General features: G+C 73.1%; 18 protein-coding genes and 1 pseudogene. 8 read left to right on the forward strand and 11 right to left on the reverse strand.

Translation table 11 applies throughout. The features are described from left to right. Window positions 1-247 precede the first annotated feature (247 nt). Window positions 248-1984: an ABC transporter ATP-binding protein gene (locus AB0H83_RS38570; protein ID WP_360104132.1), complete on the reverse strand. Its 1737-nt coding sequence runs from the start codon at window positions 1982-1984 to the stop codon at window positions 248-250. A 2-nt stretch (window positions 1985-1986) separates the two neighbouring features. Next, entirely contained in the window at window positions 1987-2616 is a 630-nt protein-coding gene (locus AB0H83_RS38575; protein WP_360104135.1) for a helix-turn-helix domain-containing protein, read from the reverse strand. Between the two features lie 247 nt (window positions 2617-2863). Between AB0H83_RS38575 and AB0H83_RS38580 the strand changes: the two genes are divergently transcribed. From AB0H83_RS38580 to erm, 4 genes are all read left to right on the forward strand, one after another. Beyond that, complete coding sequence (locus AB0H83_RS38580; RefSeq protein WP_360104138.1) at window positions 2864-3976, forward strand: lytic polysaccharide monooxygenase; 1113 nt, start codon at window positions 2864-2866, stop codon at window positions 3974-3976. Then, window positions 3973-4707, forward strand: a complete 735-nt coding sequence (locus AB0H83_RS38585; RefSeq protein WP_360104141.1) for a hypothetical protein — start codon at window positions 3973-3975, stop codon at window positions 4705-4707. The genes AB0H83_RS38580 and AB0H83_RS38585 overlap by 4 nt, the downstream gene beginning before the upstream one ends. 125 nt (window positions 4708-4832) lie before the next feature. Further along, window positions 4833-5579 carry a class I SAM-dependent methyltransferase gene (locus AB0H83_RS38590; RefSeq protein WP_360104144.1) on the forward strand — a complete coding sequence of 249 codons (747 nt, stop codon included), beginning with the start codon at window positions 4833-4835 and terminating at the stop codon, window positions 5577-5579. A 297-nt stretch (window positions 5580-5876) separates the two neighbouring features. Continuing rightward, a complete protein-coding gene (gene erm / locus AB0H83_RS38595) occupies window positions 5877-6656 on the forward strand; it encodes an ErmE/ErmH/ErmO/ErmR family 23S rRNA (adenine(2058)-N(6))-methyltransferase (RefSeq protein ID WP_360104147.1) in 780 nt (259 codons plus the stop codon). A 70-nt stretch (window positions 6657-6726) separates the two neighbouring features. On the opposite strand, the gene crcB is transcribed toward erm, so the two are convergent. From crcB to AB0H83_RS38635, 8 genes are all read right to left on the reverse strand, one after another. Continuing rightward, the gene (gene crcB / locus AB0H83_RS38600; protein ID WP_360104150.1) at window positions 6727-7080 is read right to left on the reverse strand and encodes a fluoride efflux transporter CrcB; all 354 of its coding nucleotides are present in this window, start codon (window positions 7078-7080) and stop codon (window positions 6727-6729) included. Then, window positions 7077-7469, reverse strand: a complete 393-nt coding sequence (locus AB0H83_RS38605; protein ID WP_360104153.1) for a CrcB family protein — start codon at window positions 7467-7469, stop codon at window positions 7077-7079. Before AB0H83_RS38605 ends, crcB begins: the two co-directional genes overlap by 4 nt. 52 nt (window positions 7470-7521) lie before the next feature. Then, complete coding sequence (locus tag AB0H83_RS38610) at window positions 7522-9183, reverse strand: hypothetical protein (RefSeq protein ID WP_360104156.1); 1662 nt, start codon at window positions 9181-9183, stop codon at window positions 7522-7524. A gap of 52 nt (window positions 9184-9235) precedes the next feature. Beyond that, on the reverse strand, window positions 9236-9862 hold the full coding sequence (locus AB0H83_RS38615; RefSeq protein ID WP_360104158.1) for a hypothetical protein: 627 nt from the start codon (window positions 9860-9862) through the stop codon (window positions 9236-9238). Between the two features lie 97 nt (window positions 9863-9959). After that, on the reverse strand, window positions 9960-10697 hold the full coding sequence (locus AB0H83_RS38620; protein ID WP_360104246.1) for an amino acid ABC transporter ATP-binding protein: 738 nt from the start codon (window positions 10695-10697) through the stop codon (window positions 9960-9962). 2 nt (window positions 10698-10699) lie between these two features. Continuing rightward, window positions 10700-11545 carry an amino acid ABC transporter permease gene (locus tag AB0H83_RS38625; protein ID WP_360104161.1) on the reverse strand — a complete coding sequence of 282 codons (846 nt, stop codon included), beginning with the start codon at window positions 11543-11545 and terminating at the stop codon, window positions 10700-10702. Further along, window positions 11545-12426 carry an ABC transporter substrate-binding protein gene (locus AB0H83_RS38630; RefSeq protein WP_360104164.1) on the reverse strand — a complete coding sequence of 294 codons (882 nt, stop codon included), beginning with the start codon at window positions 12424-12426 and terminating at the stop codon, window positions 11545-11547. The genes AB0H83_RS38625 and AB0H83_RS38630 overlap by 1 nt, the downstream gene beginning before the upstream one ends. 63 nt (window positions 12427-12489) lie before the next feature. Beyond that, window positions 12490-14004: an MDR family MFS transporter gene (locus AB0H83_RS38635; protein ID WP_360104167.1), complete on the reverse strand. Its 1515-nt coding sequence runs from the start codon at window positions 14002-14004 to the stop codon at window positions 12490-12492. A 203-nt stretch (window positions 14005-14207) separates the two neighbouring features. Here AB0H83_RS38635 and AB0H83_RS38640 point away from each other — a divergent pair. Continuing rightward, window positions 14208-14414, forward strand: a pseudogene (locus AB0H83_RS38640) (LuxR C-terminal-related transcriptional regulator); the annotation flags it as partial. Window positions 14415-14469: 55 nt separating this feature from the next. Here the strand turns inward: AB0H83_RS38640 and AB0H83_RS38645 are convergent. Further along, a complete protein-coding gene (locus AB0H83_RS38645; RefSeq protein ID WP_360104170.1) occupies window positions 14470-15648 on the reverse strand; it encodes a cytochrome P450 in 1179 nt (392 codons plus the stop codon). A 50-nt stretch (window positions 15649-15698) separates the two neighbouring features. On the opposite strand from AB0H83_RS38645, the gene AB0H83_RS38650 reads away from it, so the two are divergent. From AB0H83_RS38650 to AB0H83_RS38660, 3 genes are all read left to right on the forward strand, one after another. Beyond that, window positions 15699-16703 (forward strand): TetR/AcrR family transcriptional regulator, encoded by a 1005-nt coding sequence (locus tag AB0H83_RS38650; protein WP_360104173.1) that lies wholly within the window; start codon window positions 15699-15701, stop codon window positions 16701-16703. A 236-nt stretch (window positions 16704-16939) separates the two neighbouring features. Next, window positions 16940-17974 (forward strand): NAD(P)/FAD-dependent oxidoreductase, encoded by a 1035-nt coding sequence (locus AB0H83_RS38655; RefSeq protein WP_360104176.1) that lies wholly within the window; start codon window positions 16940-16942, stop codon window positions 17972-17974. A gap of 171 nt (window positions 17975-18145) precedes the next feature. After that, window positions 18146-18379 (forward strand): hypothetical protein, encoded by a 234-nt coding sequence (locus AB0H83_RS38660; RefSeq protein ID WP_360104179.1) that lies wholly within the window; start codon window positions 18146-18148, stop codon window positions 18377-18379. Window positions 18380-18401 lie beyond the last annotated feature (22 nt).

Here is an 18401-nt window from a genome sequence, read left to right on the forward strand (position 1 = left end):
CTCCGGCGCCGCCCTGACCGTCGAAACCGCACCCACGATGCCCAGCTCCTCGCTCCGCTGCGGGCCGGTCATGACGCCACCCCCGCTGCGCTCCGGCGCCGCCCTGACCGTCGAAACCGCACCCACGATGCCCAGCTCCTCGCTCCGCTGCGGGCCGGTCATGACGCCACCCCCGCTGCGCTCCGCCGCCGCCCTGACCGTCGAACCGCACCCACGATGCCCAGCCCTCCGCTGCGCTCCGGATCGGTCATGCCGCTGCCTCCTGCTCGGTGAGCTGGGACAGCACGATCTCGCGGTAGGTCGCGTTGGTGTCCATCAGCTCGGTGTGGGTGCCTGTGCCGACCACGCGGCCCTCGTCGAGCACGACGATGGTCTGCGCGTCGCGGATCGTGCTGACCCGCTGCGCGACGATGACCACGGTCGCGTCGGCGATCTCGGTGCGCAGCGCGTCGCGCAGCGCGGCGTCGGTCGCGTAGTCCAGGGCGGAGAACGAGTCGTCGAAGAGATACACCTCGGGCCGGGCGACGAGCGTCCGGGCGATCGCCAGGCGCTGCCGCTGCCCGCCGGAGACGTTGGTGCCGCCCTGCGCGATCGGCGCGTCGAGGGCCTCGGGCATGGCCCGCACGAAGTCGGCGGCCTGTGCGACCTCCAGGGCCCGCCACAGCTCGGTGTCGGTCGCGTCGGGCCGGCCGTAGCGCAGGTTGGAGGCGACGGTGCCGGAGAACAGGTACGGCTTCTGCGGCACCATGCTCACCGTCGCCGACAGCAGCGCGGGGTCGATGTCGCGCACGTCGACGCCGTCGACCAGGACGGTGCCGGCGGTGGCGTCCATCAGCCGGGGCACCAGGTTGAGCAGGGTGGTCTTGCCGGCGCCGGTGCTGCCGATGATGGCGGTCGTCTCGCCGGGCCGGGCGGCGAGGTCGATGCCGCTGATGACGGGCGCCTCCGCGCCCGGGTAGCGGAACTCGACGCCGCGCAGCTCCAGCTCGCCGTGGCGGGGCAGCTCGGTGACCGCCTTCGCCGGCGGCACCACGCTGGACTCGGTGGTCAGGACCTCCTGGATGCGCTCGGCGCACACCTCGGCCCGGGGGATCATGACGAACATGAACGTGGCCATCATGACGGACATCAGGATCTGCATGAGGTAGCTCAGGAACGCCGTGAGCGCCCCGATCTGCATGCCGCCGCTGTCGATGCGGTGCGCGCCGAACCACAGCACGAGGATGCTGGAGGCGTTGACGACCAGCATGACGGTCGGGAACATCAGCGACATCAGGCGGCCGACGGCCAGCGACACGTCGCGCAGGTCGCCGTTGGTCTTGGCGAAGCGGACCCGCTCGTGCTCGTCGCGGACGAAGGCGCGGATGACCCGGATGCCGCTGATCTGCTCGCGGATGACCCGGTTGACCAGGTCGATGCGCTCCTGCATGAGGCGGAACAGCGGCCGCATCCGCACGACGATGACGGCGATGACCCCGATGAGGATCGGCACGACGACCAGCAGCAGCGCTGAGAGCGGCACGTCCTGGGCGAGGGCGAGGATGATGCCGCCGACACACATGATCGGCGCGGACACCATCAGCGTGAACGTCATCAGCACCAGCATCTGGACCTGCTGGATGTCGTTGGTGGTGCGGGTGATCAGCGACGGCGCGCCGAACTGCCCGACCTCCCGCGCGGAGAGCCGCTGCACCTGGTCGAAGATGCCGGCCCGCACGTCGCGGCCGAGCGCCATCGCGGTGCGGGCGCCGAAGTAGACCGCGGCGGCGGAGCACACGATCTGCACGACGGTGACTGCGAGCATCCAGCCGCCGATGCGCATGATGTAACCGGTGTCGCCGGTGACGACGCCGCCGTCGATGATGTCGGCGTTGAGCGTCGGCAGGTAGAGCGTCGCGAGGGTCTGCACCAGTTGCAGCAGCACGACCAGCGCGATCGGCCGTCTGTAGGGCCGTAGGTAGGTCTTCAGTAGTCGGATGAGCATCGTCAGGCGTCTCCCCCGGTGGTGTCGGTCGGGCGCACCAGCAGCCCGTCGAGCAGGACGGCGACCACGCCGTCGGCATCGAGCGTGTCGGGCTCGGCCAGCTCCGGCCGGACCGACGCGATCACCAGCAGCACGAGCATGTTGGCGGTGCTGGCGGGGCTGCGCCGCAGCAGCGCCCGGTCCGGCTCGATGAGCTCCGCCACCGCCCCGACCAGCCGCCGCCGGCCCTCCATCAGCTGCTCCACCTGCTGCCGACCGGTCTCCGTCGGCAGCGTGCGGGCGACCATCATCAGCTGGATGTTGGCCTCGAAGCGGCGCAGCAGGATCGTCGCGGCGTCGCGCATGCGCTCCCGCAGGGGCGCCTGCGGGTCGATCGCGCTGAGCTGGCGCAGCACCGTCTCCTGGTCGAAGGCGGTGCCGAGCGCGGCGAGGATCAGCGACGCCTTGTCGGGGAAGACGCCGAAGATGGTGCCCTCGGCGACGCCCGCGGCCTCGGCGATCTGCTTGGTGGTGACCGCCGCGCCGTAGGTGCGCAGCAGCGGGATGGTCGCGGCGATGATCGTCGCCCGTCGCTCGTCCGGCGACAGCGCGGGCACGCGCCGGCGGCGGGTCTGCACGGGCTGCTGGTTCACGACGGTCACCTTACTGAGCGAGCACTCACTCGTACAAGCGATATATCGGAAGGAGTAGCGACACCACACCCTAAGCGCACCCACCGACACTTCCCGCGGCCCGCTACCGCACGGCATAGGCGCACCACGTGGAACTTTCACGGGCCCGGCCTGATCCCGCCGCCCGTACGACGTCGATGCTTGCCAATGGCCGCACCGCGTGCAAACACTGCGCCAACCTCGTGTGAGGAGGAGCACATTGCGCCCAGTGTGGAGCGTCTTAACGGCTTTCGCCGTCGGCGTCGTCGCCGTCCTCGTGGTCCCCGCCGCCCCGGCGTCGGCCCACGGCGTCGCGATGGTCCCCGGCAGCCGCACCTACCTGTGCTACGTGGACGGCCTGCGCCCCACCGGCCAGATCATCCCGAGCAACCCCGCCTGCGCCGACGCCGTCGCGCAGGGCGGGCAGCAGCCGCTGTACGACTGGTTCGGCGTGCTGCGCTCCGATGCCGGCGGCCGCACCACCGGCTACATCCCCGACGGCCAGATCTGCGGGGCGGGCACGACGAAGTACGCCGCGTACAACGCCGCTCGCACCGACTGGCCTCTCACCCACCTGACCGCCGGCTCGACGATCCAGATGCGCTACAGCAACTGGGCCGCCCACCCCGGCACGTTCCACCTGTACGTCACCCGCAACGGCTGGAGCCCCACCACGCCGCTGGCGTGGGGTGACCTGGAGCCGTTCTGGAGCGCGACCGACCCGCCGCAGTCCGGCCCGCCCGGCGCGCTCAACTACTACTCGTTCAACGCCACCCTGCCCTCGGGCAAGAGCGGCCGGCACATGCTGTTCATCCAGTGGGTGCGCTCCGACAGCCAGGAGAACTTCTTCAGCTGCTCCGACATCGTCTTCGACGGCGGCAACGGCGAGGTGACCGGCATCGGCGGCACCCCGTCCTCGCCGTCACCGTCGGTGTCGACGTCACCGTCGCGCTCGGCGTCCCCGTCGGCGTCGGCGTCCGCCTCGCGGTCGCCGTCGTCCTCCCCGAGCCAGTCCGGTGGGACCGGCGGACCCGGCGCGTGCACCGCGACCTGGCGGACCGTGCCGAGCTCGTGGGCCGGGCACTTCCAGGCCGAGGTCACCGTCCGCAACAACGGATCGACCAGCCTGAACGGGTGGACGGTACGGTGGTCGTACCAGAACGGGCAGGGCTTCGAAGGGTCACCTTGGAACGGCACCCTGGTCGCGCAGCCACCGAACCCCGCGGTGAGCAACGTCGACTGGAACAGGGTCCTGGCCGCCGGCGCGACCACGTCGTTCGGCTTCAACGCCACCGGCACCGCCCCGGCGACCGCCCCGACGCTGAGCTGCACCAGCCCATGATCAAGTCCCCGTTGTTGCGGTTGCTGACCGGTGTGGCGGCGGTGGCGTTGGTACTGGTGGGCCTCGTCATCGCCACCACCCGGACGGGCAAGCCGGACACACCCGCCGAGAAGGAGCCGGTGCACACCGTCACCGGCGCCCTCGACGGCCGGCAGGCGGCCACGCTCGAGGTGATCACCGGCGCCGAGTCGGTGATCATCCACAGCGAGCCGATGGAGGGGTACCTGTACCGCGCCTCCACCCTGCCCGGCAGCCGCGTCGAACCCGCCGCCGCCGTCGAGGGCGACGTGGTCCGGCTCAGCCTGAACGGCACGGAGATCGCCGGCCAGGCCACCGTGCACGTGTACCTCAACTCGACCGTGCGCTGGCACTTGAAGCTCGCCGGCGGCGGTCTGCGCCAGGTCGTCGACTTCGCCTCGGGCCGCCTCGCCGGCGTCGACGTGGTCGCCGGCGTGCAGGAGCTCGAGGTCACCGTGCCGAAACCCGAGGGTGAGCTGCCGATCCGCGTCGGCGGCGTCGGCAAGCTGCTCGTGCACGCCCCGGCCGGGCCGCCCGCGCAGCTGACCCTCGGCGCGTCCAGCACCGTCGGCAAGGCCACCCTGGACGCCTCGGCCAAGCAGAACCTGGCCGGTGGCACGGTCCTGGCCCTGCCCGGCTGGCAGCAGGCCGCCGACCGGTACAGCCTGCGCGTGGACGGCGGCGCCGCCGAGGTCCTGCTCGACCGCCGCTGACCCGCACCGCACCGTGATCTGAGGCGGGAGCCAAGTCTCCCGCCTCAGATCCGGCAAATCGGACCGCCAAACGGGATCCGCGCCCCGCGGGCACCGAAATCGGGCGGCCGCGATAGGGTCCGGCGATGATCGATCAGGACGGCTATTTCGGCGAACGGGTCGCGGCCCGCTACGACGAGTCGTCGCGGGAGATGGCCGACCCCGCGGTCGTGCAGCCCGCCGTCGACACCCTCGCGCAGCTCGCCGACGGCGGCCGGGCCCTCGAGCTCGGCATCGGCACCGGCCGCATCGCGCTGCCGCTGGCGGCCCAGGGCGTGCCCGTGCACGGTATCGACCTGTCCCGGGCGATGGTGGCCCGGCTGCGCGAGAAGCCCGGCGGCGACGCGATCGGCGTGACGATCGGCGACTTCGCCACCACCCGCGTCGAGGCGTCGTTCTCCCTCGCGTACATCGTCTTCAACACGATCATGAACCTGACGACGCAGGCGGCGCAGGTCGCGTGCTTCCGCAACGTGGCGGCGCACCTGCAGCCCGGCGGGCGGTTCGTGGTCGAGGTGATGATGCCGGACCTGCGCCGGCTGCCGCCCGGCCAGGACGTCGTGCCGTTCCACGTGAGCGAGACCCGCTGGGCCTACGACCTGTACGACGTCGCCACCCAGTCGATGAGCTCCAACTACGTCGAGGTGGTGGGCGGCCGCGGCGGTTTCCGCTCGATCCCGTTCCGCTACGTGTGGCCCGCCGAGCTGGACCTGATGGCGCAGCTGGCCGGCCTGCACCTGCAGCACCGCTGGGCGGGCTGGCAGCGCGAGCCGTTCACCAGCGACAGCGCCCAGCACGTCTCGGTGTGGGAGAAGCCGCTCCTGCCCGACTGAGCAAAAATCGGGTGCCGCGGGCGGCGCGGTCCGCTACGGTGCGGCGATGACCATGACGCATGCCCTCCTCGCGCGGGCGGCGATGCCGGCCGCGCGCCTGCGCATCCGGCGTCGCGCCCTGGTCCGCCAGGTCTGACGCCCCTGCCCGGTCCCGCCACGCGGGCCGGGCCGTAACCCGGGGCGTCATCACCCGCGCCGCGCCAGGGCCCTCCGAGTCCTCTTTCGGAAACGGACGGGCCGCGATGCCGCCTGTCCGTGTTTCGCCGCCCATCCGCGGCGGCAGACGGGACCCCGGTCATGGCGCCATCCGCCCGCAAGCATGCTCATGTCAGAAGCCGTCGCGTGTACGGCCAGAACCTGCTCACCGCGCCCGGCGCCGTCCGCCGGCTGGTCGACGCCGCGGACCTGGACCCGGACGGGGTCGTCGTCGAGGTCGGCGCCGGTCGCGGCCACCTCACCGTGGCGCTCGCCCAACGGTGCCGGCGGGTCGTCGCCTACGAGGTCGACCCGGACCTCGCCGCGGCGCTGCCGGCCCGGCCGAACGTCACGGTCCGGGTCGCGGACTTCCTCGCCGCGGCACCGCCGCCGCAGCCGTTCACGGTCGTCGGCAACATCCCGTACGCGCTGACCTCGGCCGTCGTCGACTGGTGCCTGCACGCGCCGGGCCTGACCGCGGCGACGCTGCTGACGCAGCTGGAGTACGCGCGCAAACGTACCGGCGACTACGGCCGCTGGAGCCGGCTCACGATCGCGACGTGGCCGTGGTGGCAGTGGCGGCTGGCCGGGCGGGTGCCGCGGGAGGCGTTCCGGCCGGTGCCCCGCGTCGACGGCGGCATCCTGCGGCTGACCCGGCGGCCGGTGCCGCTGGCGCCGGGGCGCGGCTACGCGGCGTTCGTCGAGCTCGGGTTCGGCGGGGCGGGTGGGTCGCTGCACGCGTCGTTGTGCCGCCGGTACGATCCGCGCCGCGTCTCGGCCGCGTTCCGGGCGCTGCGGCTGGCCCCGGACACCCCGGTCGGGCTGGTCTGGCCGGAGCAGTGGCTCACCCTGTTCCGCCTGCTCACCGCGAGGCCCCGGTGAGGGACCGCGGTGGGCTCCCGCGCGGTGATCGGCACGCCTGCGTGGTGGTGAGCGCCCGCGAGGTGGGGGCTCAGCTCAGCGCGCGGGCGGCGGCGAACCCGGCCGCGGCGGCGGTCAGGCCGAGCGCCAGGCTGGCCGTCACGTACAGCGCGGCCCGCCGGGCCCGCCCCGCCTCGACCAGCATCAGCGTCTCCAGGCTGAACGTGCTGTACGTCGTCAGCGCCCCGCAGAACCCGGTCCCGACCAGCGTCGTCACCGTCGCCGGCAGCGCGCCGCCGGCACCGATGAGGATGCCGAGCAGGGCACTGCCGGCGACGTTGACGATGAGCGTCCCGAGCGGCGCACGGTCCTTGAGCGCCCGATCGGTGAGGTACCGGGCGGGCGCCCCGACGGCCCCGCCGAGCAGCACCAGCAGCAGCATCACGTGGTCCGCCCGGTCAGCCGGCGGGTCACGGACACCCCGAGCCGCACCGCGGCCAGCGCGGTGATCAGGGTCCCGGCGACGTACGCGCCCGCGGTCCACACCGCGCCGCGCTCGGCGAGGACGACCGCGTCGGCGGTGAAGGTGGAGAACGTCGTGAACCCGCCGAGCACCCCGGCGCCGAGCAGCGGCCGCAGCAGCGGGTGCCGCCCGTCGACGAGCACGACGAGGACCCCGATGAGCAGGCAGCCGACCGCGTTGACGGCCAGTGTCGACCACGGCACGCCGGTGCCGGCGTCGTGCGGCAGCAGCTGCGCCATCCCGAGCCGCGCGGCGCTGCCGGCGGCGCCGCCCACGGCGACGGCGGCGAGGACTCCCCGAGGCTCCGGCACCGGGCAAGGATAACGGTCCGCCCAGCGCCGGCCGGGGAAGGCTCAGGGGCGCTCAGCCGGTCTCGGGCAGCCTCGTGACGATGGTGAACCCGCCGCCGGGGACGATCGCGCGGATGCGCCCCGCTGACGTCGTGTAGTGCTCCAGTTCCTCGCCGGTGGGGTCGTTGACGGTCACGGTGGCGGTGCCGTCGGCGGTGCCGGTGCCGCTGCCGAGGTCGACGTCGCAGGCGCGGGTGCTGGTCGCGACGCTGCGCAGCAGCGTCACCCGCGCGCCGGTGCGCGGATCGCGCAGCGACAGGCAGCGCAGCTCGCTGTCCTTGCGGCACTCGCCGGCGCCGTCGTCGAGGTCCGCCTCGGCGATCCGGGCGACCGCGGCGGCGTGCGGGTCGGCGTCCAGGGCGAGCATCGCGAGCAGCCCGTGGATGGTGGACTCGGCGCCGGCGTCGCGGTGCACGACGCCGCGCCGGCCGAGCCGGCGGGGTTCCGCGTCGGGGATGTCGACGCCGTCGTAGGTGCGCCCGGTCGCCGGGTCGTACATGGGTGCCCCGGCCGGGTTGTTGCCGAAGAACCACGACCCGGCGATCCCGGCCAGCGTCGACAGCGCCGGCCGGCCGGTGACCCTGGCCGTGGTCAGCAGCGACTCGACGCGGGACTGGGCGCCGTACGCCAGCTGCACCCCGTCGAGGGTGAGCGCCTCCCGGGCGCCCGGGACGGCGACCCGCAGGTTGTCCGGGCCGCCCTGCACGAGCAGGTGCGGGGTGAACGACGCCGCGTCGGCCAGGGCCGCGTCCCGGGCCGCCAGGTCACCGGCGACCTCGTAGACGCGGGCCAGCCCGGCCGGTGCCAGCCCCGCCCAGGCGTGCCAGGCGCTGCGGGACAGCGCGCACGGCAGGACCGCGCCGAACGGCCACGTCCACGGGGTGCCGGTCCGCATCGCGGTGACGCCCTCGGCCAGTTGCTCCAGCACCTTGCGCGCGTCGTCGTCGCCGCTGCAGCCGGTGTACGCGCTCAGCCCGAGCAGCGCCTCGCCGGTGAGGTCGGCACCGTCACCGATCAGCCACGCCGGGGTTGCCGACTCCTCCACGACGCGCCACTGGCCGTACCGTGGCAGCACCTGACGGCGGATGGCGGCGATCGCGAGCCGGAGCCGCCGGCGCAGGAACGCCGGGAAGCCGGCCTCGTCCTGCGGGTCGGCGCTGAACGCGGCGTAGCCCTCGCCGAGCGCCCAAACGGTGCGGGCCAGCCACGCCGACTCGCCGCTGTCGGACGGGTCGGGGGTCTCGGCGGGGACACCGCTGCGGTTGAGGGTGCCGTCGGCCTGCTGCCACAGCACGACGTTGCCGTGCGAGGAGTTCGCGGGGCCGTCGTCCGGCGTGTCGTCCCAGACGCTCTGCAGGTAGCACAGGCCGCGCAGCAGCTGCCGCGCCGCGGCCCGGCTGGTGCCGGCGCCGGTGGCCTGCCAGTGCCGCAGGTAGACCACGGCGGCGCGGGCGATGTCGTCGGCGTTGAACGCGCCCTGCGTGTAGTGGCCGGTGTCGGGGTCGACGGGCCCGCCACCGACCGGCAGGTAGCTGCCGTCCGGGAGCCGCTCGGCGTAGGTCCACACCACCTCGACCGACGGCTCCTCCGCCAGCCGGTACGTGGTGTGCCCCGGCTGCGGCGGCGGGGTGACACGGACCCGCATGGAGTCCAGATGCGCAAGGTTCGTCAGCACGCCGGGCGATCTACCCGACAAATCGGCCCTTATGCCACGAAGTTGGTTGCAGTCAGCGGAACGCCAGCCGGGCCTGCCGGCTCGGCTCCAGCACCACGACCTTGTACGGGCACACCCGGTCGGTGATCGCCGCGTACGCCTCCATCGCCCGGTGCGCAGCGTCCCACGCCTGGTCGACCGGCGGGACACCCTTGCCCTTGTTGCGGAACAGCGCACCGTAGAACGCCGAGCAGAACACGGTGCTCTCGTGCCAGCCGACCAGCGCGGACGCGCCGATGTACACGATCTCGCCGTGCAGGCAGTTGCGCAGCGCCCGCTGCCAGGCGCCGATGCCGGTCTTGCACCCGTCGGCGAGCACGGTGCTGGCGTTGAGCCCGTGCCCGCGGTCGCTGGCGTAGTCGCTGATCGCCTCGAGGGTGATCGCGGTCTTGCCGTCGGTGCTGCTGAACATGGGGGTCTCGCCGTGGTCGCCGTGCGCCATCACGTGCAGCACGTCACACTCGGCGGTGAACGCGGCCAGGACCGTGTCGAGGTCCCGGGACCGCACGAAGTCGATGTCGGCGATCGGCTCGGGCAGCCCGGCGTTGATGCTCTGCAGCGTCGACTGCACGAACGCCATCGACGCGTCGAACGACTGGTCCAGCCCGATGTCGAGCAGGCTCACCCGCCGGTTGCGCATTGCCGCAGCCCCCCGTCCGCCGAAACGCTGCGCCGATCCTTCCCGGCGGCGCCGCCACGGTCAATCCACCCCGCCGCTCCCCCGGCAGCAGGATGCGTCACAGCCGGCCGGCGTCGGTGATGCGTTGCAGGAACTGCCGGGTGCGGGCCTCGCGCGGCGCGCCGAACACCTGCTCCGGCGGGCCCTGCTCGACGATGAGCCCGCCGTCGAGGAAGCAGACCCGGTCGGCGACCTGCCGGGCGAAGCTCATCTCGTGCGTGGCGAGGACCATGGTGACCCCGTCGCCCTTCAGGTCACGGATCAGCGCGAGGACCTCCCCGACCAGCTCCGGGTCCAGCGCCGAGGTGACCTCGTCGAGCAGCAGCAGCCGGGGCTCGTTGACCAGGGCCCGCACGATCGCGACCCGCTGCTGCTGGCCGCCGGACAACCGGTCGGGGTAGGCGCCGGCCTTGTCCGCCAGGCCGACCCGCTCCAGCAGCGCGAGCGCCTTGGCCTGCGCCTTCTCCCGCGGCAGCCGGTGTACGCGCAGCGGCGCGAGCGTCACGTTGTCCAGCACGCTGAGGTGCGGGAACAGGTTGAACGCCTGGAAGACGATGCCGATGCGGCGCCGGACCTTGTCGGGGTCGGCGCGCGGGTCGGTGATGTCCTGCCCGTCGAGGTGGATGGTGCCGTCGTCGACCTGCTCCAGCAGGTTCACGCAGCGCAGCAGCGTCGACTTGCCGGAGCCGGACGCGCCGATGAGGGCGACGACCTCGTGCTCGGCGACGTCGAGGGACACCCCGCGCAGCACCGGGTTACCGTTGAACAGCTTGTGCACGCCGTCGATGCGCAGCAGGGTCACAGCCGGTTGTCTCCTGACTGGCGGCGGGCGGCACGCAGCGTGACCCAGTCGGTGACCGCGACGACGGGGATCGCCAGCAGCACGAACAGGACCCCGGCCACCACGTACGGGGTGTAGTTGTAGGACCCGGCGGTCTCGATCTGCGCGGCCCGGATCGCGTCGATCGGCCCGGCGAGCGAGATCAGCCCGACGTCCTTCTGCATCGCGACCAGGTCGTTGAGCAGCGGCGGCGTCACCCGGCGCACCGCCTGCGGCAGCACCACGTGCCGCATCGTCTGCCGGTACGTCAGCCCCAGCGACCGGGCCGCGGCCCGCTGCGACGGGTGCACCGACTCGATCCCGGCACGGAACACCTCGGCGATGTATCCGGCGTACGTGAGCACGATCGCGATCCCGCCGAGGACCAGCACCGTCGGCGTACCGCTGAGCCGCAGCCCCGGCACCCCGAACGCGAACAGGTACAGGGTCACGATCAGCGGCAGCCCGCGGAACGTGTACGTGTACCCGGCCGCCAGGGCCCGCAGCGGGAAGAACACCGCGGGCCGGATGGTGCGCAGCGTGGCGATGCCGAGGCCGAGCAGCAGCGCCGCGACCGCGCACACCACCAGCAGCCGCACGTTGAGCCACAGCCCGCGCAGCACGGCGGGCAGCGACTCGCGGGCCACGTCCGGGTCCAGGAAGCTGGCCCGGAAGCGGTCCCAGCCGGGCGCGCCGGTGACCGCCGCGTACAGCAGGACCCCGACGACGAGCGTGGACACGGCCGCGACCGCCACCGACAGGATCGTCTGCCGGCGGCGGTACGCGTCCCGTTCCAGCTGTAACGGGCTGGGCTTGAACGTCATCAGCTGAGCGTCGGTGCGCCCTGCACGGACGACAACCACTGCTCGGTCAGCTTCTTCAGGGTGCCGTCACCGCGCAGCGCGTCGACGGCCTGGCTGACGCACCCGGTCAGCGCCGAGCCCTTGTCCAGCACCAGGCCGAACTGCTCGGGGGTGCCGGACGGCTGCGGCAGCTGCCCGACGATCTGCGCGTCGGTGATCTCCGCGCCGGTGATGTAGAACGCCGTCGGCAGGTCCACGACCAGGCCGTCGATCTGCCCGTTCTGCAGCGCCTTCTTCGCGTCGTCGTTGTTGTTGTACACCTGCGGCTGCGCCGTCGGCTTGACCACCTCGGTGATCGACCGGTAACTGGTCGTGCCGACCTGCGCGCCGAGCTTCGCGCCCTTGAGGTCCGCGACGCTCTTCGCCCCGGCGATCTTCGAGGACTTCAACGCGATCACCGTCTGGGTCACGTCGTAGTACGGGGCGGAGAAGTCGACGGCCTGCTTGCGCTCGTCGGTGATGGAGAACTCGTTGACGTCGAAGTCGAACGTCTTCTTCCCCGGGGCGATCGCGTTGTTGAACGTGACCCGGGTCCACACGACCTGGTCCTTGCTGTAGCCGAGCTTCGTGGCGACCGCGTAGGCGACGGCGGCCTCGAAGCCTTCGCCGCTCTCGGGCTTGTTGTCCTTGAACCACGGCTCGTAGACGGGCTCGTCGGTGGCGATGGTGAGCTTGCCCGCGGCGACGGTCTTCAGGTTCGCCGGGGCGCAGTTCGCCGCGGCGGCGGTGGAGCCGCCGGAGGCGGCCGGGGTGGCGGTGTCGTCGTCAGCCGGTGCGCAGCCGGCAGCGGCGGCGAGGGCCGCCGTCAACCCGGCGGCGAAGAGGAGGGTCCTGGAGCGCATGGCGGCGATCGTACCCACCTCGCCGGTAGGAAATGGATCAACCGTGCCTGGGATCACGGCCGATCACGGCAGTGGCGTGGTCCGCCGCGGCATCAGCAGCAGCGCGCCGACGCCGAGGACCCCGACGCAGGCCAGCGCGATGAACACATGGTGCGTCGCCGCGTACAGGCTGTCCCGCGCATAGGCCAGCACGGCCGGCGGGGTGTCCTTCGCCTTGAGCACCACGTCGGTCGCGTCGGCGCCGCCGCCGAGCCGCTCCCGCACCCCCGGCGGCGCCGCGGCGAACCGCCGGTCCAGGGTCGTGTTCGCGATCGCGCCGAACACGGCCGCGCCGACCGCACTGCCGATCGACCGGAAGAACATGTTGGTGCCGGTCACCACGCCCCGGCGGTCCCAGCCGACGACCGACTGCACCGCGACGAGGTTCGGGCTGGACGTCATCCCCAGCCCGGCCCCGATGACGAAACACGCGACCGCGAGCGCCGGCAGCGTGGTGTGCCGGCCGAGCAGCGCGCACATGACCGTACCGGCGATGATCATCACGCCGCCGCCCAGGGCCGTGTTGCGGAACCCGACGCGCAGATAGAAGTGCCCGGACGCGGTCGCCGCCAGGGGCCAGCCCAGCGTCATCGCCGCCACCACGAACCCGGCGAGCACGGCGCTGGCGCTCAGCACGCCTTGCGCGAAGTTCGGCACGTAGGACGTCAGCCCGATCAGCAGCGCCCCCACGACCAGCGACACCAGGTTGCCGCCGACGAGCGTACGGTGCCGGAACACCCACAGCGGCAGCACCGGCTCCTCCGCGCGGCGCTCCACGAACCAGAACGCGACCATCAGCACCGCACCCACCGTGAAGATCGTCACGCTCGGCGCCGACAGCCACGCCCAGGTCGTGCCGCCCTCCAGGGTGCCCAGGATCAGCAGCGTGCACCCGGCCACCAGCAGCGACGCGCCGAGGTAGTCGATGCGGTGCGTGCGCCGCTCGACGCGCTCCTTCAGGTTCCGGGCCAGCATCCACGCCGCAACCAGCCCCAGCGGGATGTTCACGAAGAAGATCCACCGCCACGACAGGTAGTCGGCGAACACCCCGCCGAGCGTCGGGCCCACCACCGACGACACGCCCCACACCCCGGCCACGTACCCCTGCACCCGGGCCCGCTCCTCGACCGTGTACAGGTCGCCGATGATCGTCATGCTCATCGGGGAGATCGCGCCGGCGCCGATACCCTGCACCGCCCGGAAGATGATCAGCGTCAGCATGCTCCACGCGAACCCGCACAGCACCGACCCGACCAGGAACGCCGCGATCCCGGCGAACATCACCGGCCGCCGGCCCACCACGTCGGACAGCTTGCCGTACAGCGGCGTCGTGACCGCCATGGCCAGCAGGTACACCGAGAACAGCCACGGAAAGTGCGAGAACCCGCCCAGGTCACGCACCACCGACGGCACCGCGGTCGCGATGATCGTGCTGTCCAGCGCGACGAGCCCGGTGGCCAGCATCACCGACGCGAGCACCGGCCCCCGTTCGGAGCGAAGCCCTACACCGCGCCGCTCCGTGAAAGTGGTGTTCCTCATTGCGACACCTTACGACCGGGGCCGCCCGCGTCCTGCGGACGACCCGGATCAGTTGAACATCTCGCTGCTCAGCCTTTGTCAGGCCGTTCAGCCTTGGTCAGGCCGTTTGTTGGACGGCGCCGGCGGCTTCCGGCCGGACGGCGGCGGACGGAGCGGTCCTGGGCGGGGCGATCCGGGCCCGGCCGACGACCCGCAGCCCGCTGGCCACCCTCACCGGCCGCGAGGTCGACGTGCTCCGGCTCGCCGCCCGTGGCCGCTCCAACGCCGAGCTCGCCGCCGCCCTGTTCCTCGGCGAGGCGACGGTGAAGACGTACATCTCCCGGATGCTCACCAAGCTCGACCTCCGCGACCGCGTCCAGGCCGCGGCGTTCGCGTACGAGAGCGGCCTGATCCGCCCCGGCTCGGCGTGACCGTTTCGCCGCCGCGATGACCGGTGCCGCGGTCCCGCTGCTGCGGCGACCCTCCTCAGGTGGGACCGGCGGCATCCCCAGCGGTGACCGGCAGCGCCGCGAGCCGCCACGTGCCCGGGTCCGGCACCCGCCGGGCGGCGACGCCGGCGAGGGCGCCCGAGCTGCTCAGCGCCAGGTCCGGGAACCTGGCCAGCAGGGCGCCGAGCGCCACCTCCGCCTGCACCCGCGCCAGCGGCGCGCCGAGGCAGAAGTGCGGGCCGTGGGCGTACCCGAGGTGGGCCCCGGCGGCCGTGGAGCGCAGGTCGAGCCGCTCGGGATCCGGGAAGACCCGCGGGTCACGGTTCGCCGCGACGATCGCGACCGTGACCGGTTCACCCGGATTGACCGTGACACCGGCGAGGTCGGCGGGGCGGTGGACATACCGTGGAATCGTCAGCAACTGAGGGCCGCACCATCTGGTGAGCTCCTCCACGGCGCCCGGCAGCAGGTCGGGCTCGGCGCGCAGCAGGGCGGCGCGGGACGGCTCCTCGAGCAGGGCCGCGACCGCGTTGGCGATCAGGTTCGTCGGGGTCTGCCCGGCCAGGACCAGGTGCCAGACCTGGGTGACCCGCTCCTGCTCCGTGAGCCCGTCGCCGAACAGGTCCGCGACGTGCGGCGCGACCTCCCGCGCACCGTCGATGATCGCCGGGACGGCGGCGGTGAACGCGGGCCCGTTGCCGGCGGCGACCGCCCGGCCGTGCACCAGCCACGCGGGCCGCGCCTCGTCGGGCACGCCGAGCAGCGCGCAGACGACATGCACCGGCAGCGGCCCGGCGAAGTGTTCCAGCAGGTCGGCCGGTCCGTCGGCGAGCAGGTCGGCGACGTCGTCGAGGAGCCGCTCGACGATCCGCGTGACCACGGGGCGGAACGCGGCGGCGCGGCGGGCCGTAAACGCCGGTGCGCTCAACCGGCGCAGCCGCTGATGCTCAGGCCCGTCCATCTCCTGCATCGTTCGCAGGTACGGCCGGCACTGCTCCGGCACGTCCAGGCGCGGATAGCTGGCGGCGCTGTTGCCGAACCGCGGATCCGCGAGCATCGCGCGCGCCTCGGCGTGCCGGGTCACGGCCCACATCGGCCCGAACCCGGGCGCGACGAGCCTCGCGACCGGCGCCCGTTCGCGGGCCCGCCCGTAGACGGCGGCGGGGTCGTGCAGCAGTTCCGGGTCGGAAAGGTCGATCTCGGGCACGGTCGTCACGGCACTCCAAATGATCGCATCATCTGGATGACGACAGTATCTTATTTGTCGTGGCACGTCTGACCCGCGCCGAGGCGCAGGAGCGCAACCGCGCCGCCGTGCTCGCCGCCGCCCGCGCGGAGTTCGCCGAACGCGGCTTCCGCGACGCCAAGATCGACGCCATCGCGGAGCGGGCCGAGCTGACCCGAGGCGCCGTCTACTCCAACTTCCCCAGCAAGCGCGCCCTGTACTTCGCCGTCCTCGCCGACGACGTCCCGCCCGCCTCCTTCGAGGCGACCGCGACCACCGCCCAGGCCGCGCTCGGCGCCTTCGCGCGGGCCTGGGTCGCCCGGCTGCCCCTCGCGACCGACGACACCGGCCCCGCCGCCTGCCTCGCCGCCGACCTGATGACCGAGGTCGTCGTCGACCCTGCCGTGCGGATGGCGTTCGCGCAGCTCAAACAGCTCGACGCGATCGTCCTCGGCCTCACCTTGGAGCGCCTGCGGCCCGACGGCGGCGGCCGGCAGGTCCGCCTCGCCGAGCTCGCCCTGACGGTCCTGCACGGCGCCGGGCAGCTCGCCGCGGCCGCCCCGGGGTTCGGCGAGCCGTTCCACGTCGTGCGGGCCGTCGAGGACCTCCCCGCCCTCGACGACGCCTGGCTCCCCCCACCCCTGGCGACCACGGCCCACGCCGCCGACGAGCCCGCTCCGGCACCGTCCACAATGGGCCTCCTGCGTGATGTACCGGTGTCGCCGCCGCGCGACGGGATCGTGGCCGTCCTCGGCTTGCACCGGCTGTCCGCGGTCGAGCACGCCGTCCGCAGCGGGCTGCCGGTGACGGCGGTCCTCGTGACCGGCGCACCGGACGAGCTGCTGCCGCTGGTCCGCCTGTCGCTCGCCGAGCTGCGCCACCACCTCGCGCACGCGGCGCCGCTCGCCGCGTGGCCGGACCTGCAGGTCACCTGCGACCCGACGCCGGCCACCGACACCACGGAGACCGCCCTGCGGATCGTTGACGGCCGGGTCGTCGCCCGCGCGGACGGCTGGGGCGCCTGCCAGGCCGTGGCCTCGACGTGACGCCGCGGCCTCGACGGAGCGAACGTGGGGGCGGGCGCGGTTGCGGGCATGGACCCCGAGCTTCGAGCGCCGGGCTCAGGCGGCGGGATGGGGCCAGGAGCTCGGGGCCTGATCCCGCATGACCGGCATGACCGGCGTGGGCGGCGTGGGCGGTCTCCGGGCGGGCGCGATGACAGCTTCTTGCAGTTTCAGCAAGACTCCTTGCTGGAAGCGCCACGACGAGCGACGCTCGGGGCATGCAGAGCGAATACGACGTGGTGGTCATCGGCGGCGGCGCGGCCGGGCTGAGCGCGGCGCTGACCCTGTCCCGGGCCCGCCGCCGGGTCCTGGTGGTCGACGCGGGCAACCCTCGCAACGCCCCCGCCGGCCATGTACACAACTATCTCGGCCGGGAGAACACCCCGCCGGGCGAGCTCCTCGCCATCGGCCGCGAGGAGGTCGGCCTGTACGGCGGCGAGATCCACCCCGGCACCGTCACCGCCGTCCGTCCCGGCCCCGACTCCGCCCCCGACTCCGGCCCCGGCCCCGACTCCGGCCCCGGCCCCGACTCCGGCTCCGACTCCGGCTCCGGCTCCGGCGGCACTGAACAGCACGGCCGGGGCGAGCACGGGTCGCAGCAGCCGCGGTTCGTGGTCGAGCTGGCCGACGGCACGACGGTCGGGGCGCGCCGGGTCCTGGTCACCACGGGGCTCGTCGACGAACTGCCCGACATCCCCGGTGTCGCCGAGCACTGGGGCGGCCGGGTGTTGCACTGCCCCTACTGCCACGGGTGGGAGGTCCGTGACCGGCCCGTCGCGATCCTCGGGGTGTCGGCCATGTCCGCGCACCAGGCGCTGCTGTGGCGGCAGTGGACCCCGGACGTCACGTTGCTGCTGCACACCGCCCCGGCGCCGACCGACGATGAACTGGCCAAGTTTGCCCGGCGCGGGATCCGCATCGTCGAGGGCGAGGTCACCGGCTTCGGCGCCGACGGTGCGCGGCTCGCCGACGGCACGCTCGTGCCGGTCGACGCCCTCGTGCTGATGAGCCGCGTCGAGGCCCGCGCCGACGCGCTCGCCCCGCTGGGCCTGAAGCCCGTCGACTTCGAGGTCAACGGTCACCGCTTCGGCACGCACCTCCCCTCCGGCCCGGGCGGCGCCACCACCGTCCCCGGTCTCTACGTGGCCGGCAACGTCACCGACCCGATGGCCACGGTGATCGCCGCGGCCGCCGCCGGTGTCAGCACCGCCGGCATGCTCAACATGGACCTCGTCATGGAGGACGCCGCCTGACCTCGGCCCGCGGTGGCGCCGGCTTCCCACGCCGGCGCCACCGGGAGCCGAGCCAAGGCGGTCGTCACATCCTCTCCTGCATCCTAGGATACTAGGTCTACCATCTCGCTGACAGATGTGGCAGGGACTGACCGACGACGACCCGCAGGACCCCCGCATGGTGCTGACCGCGTGCCGGATCTGACGGTTCGCCGTCGACGGGTCCGCTGCGGCAAGGCGGACGCCGCGAGGTGCGCCGAAGGCCGCGATCCGAGCATGGCGGCGGTCGGGGCGGCGATCCGGCGGTACACCACCGGAGACCGCGAAACGGTCGAGCCGGCGGCGATCGCTCAGCTGCTCGACAGGGTGCTCACCGAAACGGCAGCCGACGCGCTCCGCCGAGGAAAGGACGATCAGGAAGAATAGGGAACGTTGGTACGGTGTGACG

Origin of the sequence: Dactylosporangium sp. NPDC050688 (genome assembly GCF_040654515.1) — a bacterium.
Classification (GTDB): domain Bacteria; phylum Actinomycetota; class Actinomycetes; order Mycobacteriales; family Micromonosporaceae; genus Dactylosporangium.